This window comes from Sporosarcina sp. Y1011, from assembly GCF_057669885.1.
On record NZ_JBYHFP010000002.1, the window covers coordinates 294,516 to 307,915 of the forward strand.

The 13,400-nt window shown below is 43.8% G+C and carries 9 protein-coding genes; all 9 read right to left on the reverse strand.

The genetic code is table 11. The annotated features are described in order from the left end of the window. Positions 1–23 precede the first annotated feature (23 nt). The gene (abc-f, locus tag AC25Y5_RS03635) at positions 24–1,898 is read right to left on the reverse strand and encodes a ribosomal protection-like ABC-F family protein (protein ID WP_488139139.1); all 1,875 of its coding nucleotides are present in this window, start codon (positions 1,896–1,898) and stop codon (positions 24–26) included. A gap of 165 nt (positions 1,899–2,063) precedes the next feature. Continuing rightward, entirely contained in the window at positions 2,064–2,186 is a 123-nt protein-coding gene (locus AC25Y5_RS03640; RefSeq protein ID WP_482101214.1) for an RAxF-45 family protein, read from the reverse strand. A gap of 199 nt (positions 2,187–2,385) precedes the next feature. Further along, positions 2,386–4,119 carry an ABC transporter ATP-binding protein gene (locus tag AC25Y5_RS03645; RefSeq protein ID WP_488139140.1) on the reverse strand — a complete coding sequence of 578 codons (1,734 nt, stop codon included), beginning with the start codon at positions 4,117–4,119 and terminating at the stop codon, positions 2,386–2,388. Positions 4,120–5,122: 1,003 nt separating this feature from the next. After that, a complete protein-coding gene (locus AC25Y5_RS03650) occupies positions 5,123–6,304 on the reverse strand; it encodes an aminotransferase class I/II-fold pyridoxal phosphate-dependent enzyme (protein ID WP_488139141.1) in 1,182 nt (393 codons plus the stop codon). Positions 6,305–6,495: 191 nt separating this feature from the next. Beyond that, complete coding sequence (locus AC25Y5_RS03655; RefSeq protein ID WP_488139142.1) at positions 6,496–7,686, reverse strand: acyl-CoA dehydrogenase family protein; 1,191 nt, start codon at positions 7,684–7,686, stop codon at positions 6,496–6,498. A 35-nt stretch (positions 7,687–7,721) separates the two neighbouring features. Continuing rightward, a complete protein-coding gene (locus AC25Y5_RS03660) occupies positions 7,722–8,888 on the reverse strand; it encodes a saccharopine dehydrogenase family protein (RefSeq protein WP_488139143.1) in 1,167 nt (388 codons plus the stop codon). Positions 8,889–8,912: 24 nt separating this feature from the next. Further along, positions 8,913–10,391: an aldehyde dehydrogenase family protein gene (locus AC25Y5_RS03665; RefSeq protein ID WP_488139144.1), complete on the reverse strand. Its 1,479-nt coding sequence runs from the start codon at positions 10,389–10,391 to the stop codon at positions 8,913–8,915. A gap of 181 nt (positions 10,392–10,572) precedes the next feature. Beyond that, positions 10,573–11,616 carry a YecA family protein gene (locus tag AC25Y5_RS03670; protein WP_488139145.1) on the reverse strand — a complete coding sequence of 348 codons (1,044 nt, stop codon included), beginning with the start codon at positions 11,614–11,616 and terminating at the stop codon, positions 10,573–10,575. Between the two features lie 171 nt (positions 11,617–11,787). After that, complete coding sequence (locus AC25Y5_RS03675; RefSeq protein ID WP_488139146.1) at positions 11,788–13,326, reverse strand: DHA2 family efflux MFS transporter permease subunit; 1,539 nt, start codon at positions 13,324–13,326, stop codon at positions 11,788–11,790. Positions 13,327–13,400: the final 74 nt, after the last annotated feature.

Here is a 13,400-nt window from a genome sequence, read left to right on the forward strand (position 1 = left end):
TGCCTCCTTTGATTGTTTTGATTTTACGAGTCCACTTCACTCGTCCATCTCTCATAACAAGACTCTATCTCTTTTTTCAGTATTGCAATCTCCGCTAAGATTAATTCATAGTTCACCCAATCTGTTTCGTCTACCGCTTCTTTTTCTAGCGTTCCAATTGCTTGTTCAATTCTTATAATGGATTCTTCGACGTTTTCAAGATTTTCTTCTTTCACTTTTGCTATCTTCAGTTTATCAACTACAGCAGGTTTAATCACTTCTTCCACCTTACGATTTTGAAACTCCTGCCACTTCTGGCGAGCCCAATTGTATGGCCCTTCAAATGTCGTAATAAGACCGTCTTCCAACCATGCCGTGCGAGAGAATAATTTATTTAGGAAATAACGGTCATGCGAAACCGCAACAATTGTACCCGCAAAATCTTCAAGTGCCTCTTCTAATACCTCACGTGACTCAATATCCAAATGATTGGTCGGCTCGTCAAGCACAAGGAAATTAACATCCTGATACATCAGTTGCGCCAAACGGAGCCGCATCCGTTCTCCACCGCTTAAGTCTCCAATTCGCATGAATACATCTGGACCATAAAACATGAATTTCGCTAATATATGTCGAGCTTCCCCTTCAGCTACGTTCACTTCCCCCCGAAAGACATCAATAAGACGCGCCTTCGGGTCTTTGATTTCAAAGTGTTGTGACAAGAATCCGATTTTCACGCTATTCCCTACTTTACTCAACCCACCGTCAATTGGAAGTTCTCCCAAAAGAATTTTCAGTACGGTTGATTTCCCGCTTCCATTCCGACCGACAATCGCTGTTCGATCTTTCCAATATACATGGAAATCGGCACCCTTTAAAAGCTCCTGTTGACCAAATGATTTCATGACTCCTTCCATTACAACAACTTCCTTACCGCTTCTTGGTGCGGCTTCAAAAGACAAGGTCATCTTCTTCGGATCGATGAGCGGCTTCCTTACCTTTTCCATCCGTTCTAGCGCTCGTTCCATATTGCGTGCTTGCCGGTGCAATCCAGGATTCGGAGGATTGGCTTCATTTGCCCATTGGCGGAGCCGTTTAATGGATTCTTTCATTTTCCTGATTTTCTTTTGTTGCTCTTCGTAATCCTGGAATTCCCTCATAAGACGCTCTTCTTTTTCGTGGATGAAGGCGGAATAATTCCCGAAATATAGATTGAGCTCTCCTTCTTCAAGATCTGCAATCTTCATCACGACACTATCCAAAAAGTAACGATCATGCGAAATGATGACGACTGTTCCCGTATACTCTTTCAGATATTCTTCTAACCACTCGACGGCAAATAAATCCAAATGATTCGTCGGTTCATCCAATAGCAGCAAATCCGGCTTCGTCAACAAGAGCTTTCCTAGCATAATCTTCGTCTGTTCACCGCCGCTTAATCGTCCGAAAGACCGTCCGACAAAAGATTTCAACTGTAATCCATTGATGACTTTGTCGATTTCCGAGTCCACCGCATAACCATCACGACGCGCGAATTCCTCCTGTAAATTCCCATATACCCGAAGCAACTTATCCATGTCATCGTTTCCGATATTGGCTAGCTTCGTCTCTAACTCCGACAGTTTTTCCTGCATTTCCTTCAGTTCTTTAAATGCACTGTTGAGCACATCATAGCCGGTCGTTTCTTTTTCAAATAAAGGGATTTGCGCTAAATAGCCTATTTTCGTACCCTTTTTAAAATGAATTGCCCCACTATCTGGTTGTTCCATTTCCGATATCAACTTAAATAACGTCGTTTTCCCGCTCCCATTTCTACCAACGATACCTAATTTATCCCCTGTTTTTATCTCCAAAGAAAGATTTTCAAAAATCGTATTCCCACCGAGCATTTTGCTTACTTGTTGAATTGTACATATCATCGTTGTCCGCTTCCTTCCGTTTTATGTTCACAACTGGAAGCATCTCTAGAAAAGCACGGAGCGCCCTATAGACACCCGAAATCTAGACATCAAAAAAAGACCGCGTGTAAGCGATCTCCCCCTTAAAAATAATCGTAAGGAATGAAATGCCAAACAGCTGTGTGATTACTGAAATTGTCTAAAAAAGGACAGACTTGTCCCGTTGACTGTAATTTCATGAGTAATCGCACATGAAGTGGCTAAATATTCCAGTAAACATTCACGTGCATACACAGTGTCTAACATCATTCCTCACCTCCGCTCACTAATAGTAAGAATAGTTTAACACATAATCGCTTCACATTCATCTATCCTACCATCCAACCTAAAAGGAACTTCTCTACTAGTAATGATTTTAATGGGTTAATGAATATATTTAAAGAATGAAAAAGAGCCCGCATTCTGGTAAAAAGACACCTTCTGCGAGCTCTTAGTATGGGCTAAAGCGTTAAGCCAGCTGCTGTTCCGCAAATTCACGATACAACATATGTGTTTCTATCAATTCTTTATGTGTCCCACTTCCCGTTACTTGCCCATTCTCGATGAAAATAATTTTATCTGCATCGACAATTGTGGATAGTCTGTGGGCGATAACGAATGTTGTACGCCCTTCCATTAATCGCGACAGTGCATCTTGAACGACACTTTCCGATTGACTGTCAAGGCTTGCTGTTGCCTCGTCCATCATCAATATCTTCGGATCACGTAGAAATGCTCGTGCGATGGCAATCCGCTGTCTTTGACCTCCCGAAAGTTTCACACCTCGTTCGCCAACTTCAGTGTCCAATCCTTTCGGAAATGTTTTGACGAATTCGTCAGCATAAGCCATTTCAGCAACTTCCCAAAGCCTTTCATCCGGAATACTTTTACCATCTTCTAAACCGTAGCATAAGTTTTCGCGAATCGTTCCGGCCATCATGGCACTTTCCTGTGAAACGTAGCCAATCTGACTGCGCCAAGATGCCATCGACAACTCATTTATGGGCGTGCCGCCAATTCGGATTTCACCCGCTGTTGGTTCGTAAAAACGTTCAAGCAATCCGAACATCGTCGTTTTCCCTCCACCACTCGGCCCTGCGAATGCAATCATTTCACCAGGTCGCGCCTCAAAAGAAACGTTCCCAATCACTGGCTCATCCGCTTCATAGGCAAAGGATACATCCACAACCTGAATTACTTTGTCAGTAATATCCATCACTAAGCCAACCTGACCTTCTTCCAATGGCAATTCCAAAATGTCGATAATACGCTCCGTTGCGCCTTTCGCCTTCTGCAATTGTGTGAAGAACATCGCAAATGATGTAATTGGAAAAATAATTTGGAATAGATACAGTAGGAATGCAATAAGTGTACCTGTCGACATTGTACCGTTCGCAACACGCATGCCGCCATATCCGATAATCATGACGATGACGACCATGACAACTAGATACATAAAGGGAGCAATCAGAGCAAAAATACGAGCTTCTTTCAAGCCAAATCCGAGTAATTTTCCGATTCCAGCTTTTCCACTTGCCTCTTCATTCTTCTCGGCATTGGAAGCTTTCATCAAGCGAATTTCGCCGAGCGTCTGCTGAATTTGACCTGTAAATAAAGCTGTTTCATCTTGTAGTCCACGTGAAATTTTAGCCATTTTGCTGCCAAGCGGAATCATAATAACTACTGTAATAGGAACTGAAATCAACATAATAAGTGTCATTTTCCAATCCATAATGAGTAGAATAGTCACCGCGCCTATAATCGAAATGACACCCGTAATGAATTGTGGGAAATGCTGCGTTATCAATTCTTTCACGATTCCCGTATCATTAATGACACGGCTCACCGTTTCTCCGCTCGATTCCTTGTCAAAGTGACTGACAGGCAAACGAATCAACTTCGTCCACATTCGTTCACGCAATTTGGCAACCACTTTTTGCCCTACATAACTAAGTGAATAAATGGATACCCCATCAATTACCGCTTGAACAATGAACGCCACCCCGATAGCAATCATTAGCGGGATACTTAGCGAGGAAACCGAAAACCCATCTACTAAACTTTTCGTTAGCAAAGGGACAACCAACCCTGCAAGTGTCGTCAACACGCCTGCTGTCAAGCCGATAGTTAAAGCCAGCTTCGGGATTCCTGTTGATACAATTAAAGAGTAAAATGGCTTCAAGCCGCCTTTTTTCTTGTCCATAGTTTTTAACTCCATTCCGTTGAATCTATTATTAATGAATAGGATAGCCATAATATAAAGATTTCCATTGAATCCGATGAGACGCTTGGATTTGGATAATTAAGGCGTAATCCTACACCCAGCACCCTAGTATAGCATTGGTTAACCCGTCATATTAGTTTAAGCTTTTTCTACAAGGTTTTCCAGGTATTCATTATTGAAGGAGTTTCTGAGTGTGGAGTCTAGACCGCTTAGCGCTTTGGGGATGCCTCTCGCCATGAGCCTGGATTAGCGCTTCGCATCCAGTCTCATGGCTTCGGCTACTCCTTGTCACGCCTGCGCTAGAGTGCACATTATCGGGAGATTTGTAATTCGGAGTGTAGAATATAGATCGCTTGACGCTTTGGGGATGCCTCTGGCCATGAGCCCGGATTAACGCTTCGCATCCAGTCTCATGGCTTCGGCTACCCCTTTGCCGCACCTACGCTGGTATGCACATTATTGAAAGTAATTTTAAGATGTATAGACTGAGATTATAATGTGATTATTATTTGATACTAATTTTATTGAAGAAAGACACACTACAGGCTGCAGGCCTCATCCCCGATAATGAAATGCGCTTTCTACATAGAGACCATCTAGCGTAGGCGCGACTTCGTGGTAGCCGAAGCGATAAGACCGAAAGCGTCCTTCTTTCTGGCTTATCGCGAGAGGCATCGAGGGCACTGAAAAAGTTATTTTTTATAGTAGAAACTAGTTGATTGTAGTGAAGAGCGGCGACTCCAGCGGGAACAGCGCGAGCTGAAGACCCCGCAGGAACGCAGTGACGAGGAGGCTGAAGCCGTGCCCGCGGAAAGCGTCCGCTCGGAACGGAAATCAACGGGATTGTAGGAAATTGGACTTTTTCAGCGGCTTCAGAGGCATCCACAAAGCGCCGAAGCGGTATTAGCAGGATTTCTAATTCATTTCACATAAAAAGGTTAGCAAGGACGGTTACCTCCGCCCTTTGCTAACCTTCTTCCACTTACATACTTAAATTCCGTAACCGATCAATCGCTTTCTCTATCACATCCACCTTCTGAACAAGCGCCAACCGGACGAAACCGGCGCCTTCTGTGCCAAAGATACTACCAGGAACCATGACGACGCCACATTGTTCAATCACATGAAAAACAAAGGCCTTGTCATCCATGTCATACGGATACTTTGCCCAGACGAACATGCCGCCGCTTGATGGAGTGGCTGACCATCCAATTTCCTCCATACCTTTCATTAACACCTTATGACGCGCTGAAAACTCTTCCCGCAAACGATCCGTAATTTCTTCGGCATTATCGAGAGCAACGATTGCAGCTTCCTGAATCGGACCGAACGTACCGTAATCCAGATTCGATTTAAGCTGTTTCATAATACCCACCATCTCTGCGTTGCCGGCAATATAGGCTATTCTTGCACCCGCCAGGCTGAAACTCTTGGATAATGAGTTAATTTCCATTCCAACCTCCATCGCACCCGGTGTCGATAAGAAGCTGACTGGGGAATCACCTGAGAAATAGTATTCGGAATAGGCAGCGTCATGAAGCACGATGACATTATATTTCTTTGCGAAAGCTACTACTTTCTCAAAATATTCCAGACTCGGCATCGCTGGAACAGGATTTCCCGGTAAATTCAAAATGAGCAATTTAGCATTTTGTGCAACTTCTTCGGGAATTACGTCCAAGTCAGGCAAAAATCCATTTTCCGCTAACAATGGCATCTCATATGGAACTGCACCCGCAAGCTTAATGCCCGCTTCATATGCTACATAAGCCGGATTCGTTGTCAGCACAAAATCTCCTTCATTACAGAAAGCAAAAGGCAGATGGACAAGTCCTTCTTGGGATCCCATCGTTTGGATGATTTCTGTTTCAGGGTTTAACGCAACACCTGAACGTCGTTGGTAATAGTTAGCGACCGCCTCGTTAAAGCGTTTTGTACCGCCTAAAGTGTAACCATATGTACTTGCTAACGCACTTTGTTCCGATAAGACTTTTCTGACCTTTTCATCAGGCGGGAGATCGGGGCTACCCAGGCTCAAATCAAAAACTTCAGTACCTGTAGCTTTTTTTGCATTAGCGGCCGCTCTTAAATCACCGAAAATTGCCGGCGAAAAAATAGACATTTTTAAAGCAGGCTCTACTTTAAATGAAGACTCGACTCTCATATGGCATTTCTCCTTATTTTTAAGTTAGTTATTTCAAGAGTTAGTTTATCATAAACTTTGGCACTATTGTAAATAATGCTAGAAAAAATGATAACACCTTATCTTTCTTAGCCTTTCATTAAAAGGTAGACAGACTAAAGATTTCACCACGAAAAAACCCTGATGCATGTAGCACATCAGGGTTTCCCTATTCACTCAAACGGCCATTCCGGTAGCATTTTGCTCAATTTCTTGTCTTCCCTGTATCCAAGTACATATTCCGCCTGCATAATTGTATGAATTTCACGTGTCCCTTCGTAGATAACCGGCGCTTTTGAGTTGCGCAGGAACCTAGCGACTGGATAGTCATCCGAATAGCCATAAGCGCCGTGGATTTGTACTGCGTCGTCCGCCGCTTTATTGGCAAAATCGCATGACTGCCATTTCGCTAGCGACGTCTCGCGTGTATTGCGTAAGCCTTTGTTTTTCATTTCTCCGGCCCGGTAGACGAGAAGACGGCTCATCTGATAGCCCGCTTCCATATTGGCGATCATTTGTTGGACGAGCTGGTGTCTGCCGATTTCCTTACCAAATGTCTCCCTGGCATGGCAATACTTCACGCTTTCCTCGAGACAGCCCATGATTAAACCGACTGCTCCCGCGGCGACTGTGAAGCGCCCATTATCAAGGGAAGCCATGGCAATCTTGAATCCGTCACCTTCTCCCCCTAACAAGTTTGCTGCCGGGATACGCATATCCTCAAAAAACAATTCGCCCGTATTACCTGCACGAATACCGTACTTCCCTTTGATGGCTTTCGATGAAAAACCCGGCGTTGTTCGTTCGACGATGAACGCGCTGATGCCATGGTGCTTTTTCGTTTTATCCGTGTAGGCGAAAACGAGGAAATGATCCGCCACATCACAAAGGGAAATCCACGTTTTTTGACCATTCAATACATAATCGTCCCCGTCACGAACGGCAGTTGTCGCCATTGCCGCGACGTCAGACCCTGCACCAGGCTCCGTTAATCCGAATGCACCGATTTTCTCACCCTTTGCTTGAGGTACAAGATACTTCTGCTTTTGCTCTTCATTTCCCCATTGCATAAGACTCATTGAGTTTAGACCGATATGGACTGATACCGCGGTACGAAAAGCCGTATCGCCTCGCTCCAATTCTTCACACAAAATAGCAAGTGAATTGTAATCCATCCCACTGCCGCCATATTGTTCAGGAATACAAACCCCCATGAAACCAAGATCTGCTAGCTTCTTCCAAATTGCCGGGTCGAATCCGCCATCCGCATCCCAATTTTGGATATACGGCATAATCTCTGCATCCACGAATTGGCGTGCAGTTTTTCTCAGCATTTTCTGTTCATCCGTAAATCCGAAGTCCACTTCCCCATCCCCTTTCCAAATCACGCAGTTTTTGATTAGATGTGCGCTTCGTTTGACTCGACACTTTCTTCAATAACGACTCCGCGCTTTTTCATCTCTTTAATATATAATTCACCAGGTATGATGTTTTCTGGAGGATGGACACCTCGTTTAGTAATCGTGCCATTTCCTATCATTTGCGCAACGATGGAAACCGTATTCGCCGTCGCCCGTGCCATTGCAGTCTCGTTGACTGCCATATCTTTTTCAGTTATAAGATCGTATTCGTAGGTCACCGGCATGCCGCTTTTTTCACCACTGACGATAACACGCAGCAACACTGCATCGGATTTCTTACCCAGGAGAAGCCGCGGTGACAAATGCTCTCGCATAACGTCTCGTACCTTTACTTTATTGCCACCTACAGTTACTTCATTGTCCCTAGATAGTAATCCTAGGTCGACAAGCAGCTGGACCTTCTCAGCATGCCCTTTGTAGCGGATTGTCTTGTATTCTAGCGTATCGACGTTCGGGAACGACTCCGTCAATGTCGACGTACCACCTGACGTATGGAATGCTTCGAGTTCGCCGTATTTATCAAAAATGATGGTTTCGATTTCGGATAATGATGGGACTTCCAACAGTTGGCCATTCCGAATAACATGGGAAGGATCCGTATAGTGATCAAACACGCCTTCCAATGAAAACACGACATTATAATTAAGCGGCGGTTCCGGTTTTACTGGAATTCCTCCGACATATAATTTGATGGAATTGACTTTATTCAGTTTACTTGCCCCGTAGCCGGTAAGAATATTAATCATTCCAGGTGCTACCCCTAAATCCGGAATGATCGTCACACCCTTTGCAACCGCCTTATCAGCGAGGTCGAGCACTGCATCTGTTGCGCCTCCGATGTGCCCGCCAAGATCGATGGAATGGACGCCGATGTCGACAGCAATGCGCGCCACCTTCTCATTGAACGTATAGAAAAGCGCGTTGATGACGACACCTCCTAGGGCCATCACATCACTTAATTGCTCATCGTTTTTTGCATCAAGTAATAGGATATCAAGCTTGTCGGACATCAATTCTTCCGCAAAATCCTCTGCCTGTCTAACGTTCAAGTCAGCTAAATATACTCTTTCGACGTCGTCACTTTTTACGAGATCGCGTGCTGCTTCTTTCCCCATTAAACCTGCACCGAGTATAACAACCTTCATTTCACCATCCCCTTACACTAAGAATTATTCCGTGTCAATTTGTGCGCGCTGTAATTTCCCGCTGAAATCTATATAAATACTTTTCCATTCCGTAAAGACATCCAGTGCCGCAACACCGGAATCGCGGTGACCGTTACCCGTCCCTTTTGTCCCACCGAACGGCAGATGGATTTCAGCGCCCGATGTCCCAGCGTTCACATAGACGATTCCCGTGTCCAAATCACGCTGTGCACGGAATACTTTATTGACATCACGCGAGAAAATCGAACTAGAAAGACCAAACTTTACGCTATTGTTAACTTCGATTGCTTCATCGAGACTTGAAACTTCAATCAGTGACACAACCGGACCAAAAATCTCTTCTTGTGCAATTCGGCTATCCCACTTCACGTCTGTAAATAGCGTCGGCTCGTAATAATGACCTTCTGCAAGTGCTCCTTCAGTCAATATATTTCCGCCGGTAAGAAGTTTCGCGCCTTCCTCCTGGCCAATACTTACGTAACCATGAATCTTATCAAGTGCTTTTGCATTGATGACCGGTCCAATTTTCACAGATTCATCCAATCCATCGCCAATGGTTAACACCTTCATCACTTCCACCAATTTCTGCTCGAGTTCCTTCTTCACATCTTTATGCACGATGACGCGGCTGCATGCTGTACAACGCTGGCCTGCCGTACCGAAAGCACTCCATAGAATCCCCTCAACCGCAAGATCAATATCAGCATCATCCATTACAATGACTGCATTTTTCCCGCCCATTTCAAGGGATACTTTTTTCAGATGACGTCCGCCCAATTCTGCAACATGACGACCTGTTTCCGTTGAACCAGTGAATGAAATTACACGGACATCGGGATGTTCAATCATCGCTGTTCCAACTTCTGAACCTGATCCAAAAACAATATTTGCAACGCCTGCAGGAAGTCCTGCTTCTTCAAAAATAAGTGCCATTTCGTAAGCCATCATCGGTGTTTCCGTAGCTGGCTTCCAAACAAATGTATTCCCCGCAACAATTGCGGGGAACGATTTCCATGTCGCAATTGCAACAGGGAAGTTCCAAGGTGTAATAAGTCCAACAACTCCAATTGGTGCACGGACACTCATCGCGAACTTATCCTGAAGCTCAGAAGGCACCGTTTCTCCAAACATGCGGCGACCTTCACCTGCCATGTAAAACGCCATGTCAATGCCCTCTTGAACTTCTCCGCGTGCCTCTTCGATTACTTTCCCCATTTCTTTCGTCAACACTTGTGACAAATGCTCTTTCTTCTCTTTCATAATTCGTCCAATTTCATATAAAAAGTCTGCACGTTTAGGTGCGGGAACGAGTGCCCATTTTTTTTGAGCCTCTTTCGCCGATTTTACCGCAAGACTCACATCTTCCTTAGTCGATAATCTTACTTGCGCCAGTTCTGTACCATTTGCCGGATTTTTGACTGCGGTATAAGCCGCCTCTCCAGCTTCCTGCCAAGAACCCCCGATGTAATTGTTCAGTTGCATTGCAACATTCCCCTTTCCTTTACACGCAGTTAATGAAACCGCTTTCATTATATATAATTCGACGTTTACCATCATATCCCTTTTATTTTCACGAAAATTAAAACCCCGGACATGTTTTCCCGTCCAGGGTTAATCCACTTCTATCCTATTCATCTTAAATGCTTTTCATGCTAAGAATAAATTATTCCACAGCCTTCTCCTGGCTTTTCTCGTACATATCAAGAACAAATTCACGAATGTTATCTGCATGTTTAGTCATAGAACTAGTCGACACACCAAACAGCTTAGCTATTTCTGCATTCGTCAAAGCTACCTCATCCATTATTCCTAAATCGACTGTAACGAAGTATACTGCAGCAGCGATTACTCCTGCTTTTCTGAAATTAGGCTTTTCCTTCAAGAAGTATGTAACTGCAATATTCTTCAATAGGTCACGTGCATCTTGAGAACTATTTCTCTGTTCAAGTACAGTATCCAGAATCTCAATGACCTCTTGCTGAACTGGAGTAAAGTCATGTTCTATCAGTTCGTTAATCGATCGGGAATCTCTAGCCAATAGAATTTCATAGATATCCGTCATATGCTCTTTATAGAACTCAAGACTCTTTTCAAATCCGCTAGACTCCGCGAGTTCAACTAGCTGTTTTTCAATTGAACCATTCAGATCCTTAATGAACATTAAAGATGAGATCACATAAATATCATTTTTCGGATCGCGATTGTCAGGCAACACGACGCCAAAAATGAATGAACGGTCCTCAACTTGCATGCCTTGATTCTTTTCCAGTTTGAATGTGCTGTTACCTAATACTTCTTCGACAACAATATACCCTTCCCGGTCCTCTTTCACTTTACCAAACAGGACAAAAGGATCTTTCCATAATTCCAAAACGGATCGAACCGACTCTCGCACTGGACTATTCATCACTTTAAGGAGATGACGCTTCCAGAGATCACGACGTGCAATAAATAGGAAGTATTCACTAACCGTCTCATCAATGTCATCCTTGGCCATCAGCTTACCGAGCTTACTATTCCACAGTCTTTTGTGGTTGTCAAACTCTGCCATATCTGCCGGAGTTGTTGCCTGTTCATATGCGCCAAAGACAATACGCTCAAGTTCCTCATCAATAAGCACCTCTAGAGAGACATCATTTTTCCCTGAACAACACTTTTTATGTTTTCTTCCGCTGCCACATGGGCACGGATCATTTCTTCCAATCATTCGTCTCACACCTTTTTCTAAATCTATAGGACCACAATCAACCAGCCCAGTAGCCATTTTAGGTTACTATCCTTTTCAAGAAAATCCCGCTTATCTCTTAATTGTACCAGAAACACATAAACTCCGCTTAGGTATAGGAATACCCATGCGGAGCACATATTAATCTACAGCTTATTTTTGGTCTTTCAATGCTTCATTATAGGACGTATCGTTCTTCGGCGGTGTAACCCTTTTTATGAAGAACGTTAAAAGCAATGCAGCAAAAGCAACGACAGTTGACACCAAGAAGGCGTAATTGATCCCGTTAAGCATTGCTTTCGATTCAAGTTGTTGTTGCAACAATGCAAGCCCTTCTGCAGTTGTCGGAGCATTTCCGGAAGTCGCAGCTTCTGCAGCCAAATCTGCACCCGTACTTTCCATCCTTTTCGTCATGATGGTCATAAGGATTGCCGTACCAATTGCACCTGAAACTTGTTGTAACGTATTATTCATAGCTGTACCGTGCGGATTCGAAATCATCGGCAACTGATTCAATCCGTTCGTCATGACCGGCATCATCACTAAAGACATGCCTAGCATGCGAATCGTATAGACTACCATAATGTAATAATAACCAGACTCTAAACCGAGTTTACTTAATAAGAATGTCGTAACAATCGTAATCGTGAGGCCGATGATAGCCATAGCACGCGCACCGTATTTATCAAATAACCTACCCGTAATCGGGGACATGATTCCCATTAGAACTGCACCTGGGAGCATCAGTATGCCCGCTTCAAAAGGACCGATACCGCGGACGTTCTGTACGTAAAGCGGTGTAAGAATCATTGCCGAAAACATGGCCACTGATACGACTATCGAAATAGCCGAAGAGAGTGCAAACATCGGATACTTATATATCTTGAAGTCTAGCATCGGTTCATCCATACGGAGTTGACGTACGACGAATGCAATAAGTGACAATGCCCCAATTATAATCGTTCCGTAAACAATTGGTGATGACCATCCTTTATCCCCTGCCGAACTAAATCCATAAAGCAGGCCTCCAAAACCGATACTCGACAAAACTAGGGAGAATACATCCAACTTAACGTCGCGGTTTGGAGTAATGTTACGTAACTTGAAGATCGCATAAACAAGCGTACCAATCGCAAAAGGCAAAACGATTACGAAAAGCGTACGCCATGAGTAATGTTCAACAACCCATCCCGATAAGGTTGGTCCGATTGCAGGCGCTGTAAACATGACTAGCCCAAACATACCCATTGCAGCTCCACGGCGTTCAACCGGGAATGCTGTTAGCATAATATTCATCAGTAAAGGCACCATCATTGCCGATCCAGATGCCTGAATCATTCGGGCAACTATCAACAAACCAAATGTCGGCGTAATAGCCGCTATCAATGTACCTATTGTAAATAGAGTCATTGCTGATAAAAATAATTTCCTATTCGTAAATTTTTGGACAAAGTAAGCACTAGCCGGAATCATGACACCGTTCACAAGCATATAACCTGTAGTTAGCCATTGTACTTCAGATGGACTAACACTAAACTCTGTCATTATAGTCGGCAACGCAACATTTAACAGTGTATTATTCAGAAACGCTACGAATGTCCCAACAAACAAAATCGCTATCATGCCATAAGGCGGTTTTTCGTGCATTTTTTCAATATCTATTTTACTTCCCCCTACCAATATATAAATCATCTAATTTGCACCCATAGTATAGCATACTCATCATTTTATACTGATAGTCCAAAAAGAGCAACTAACGAAAATGC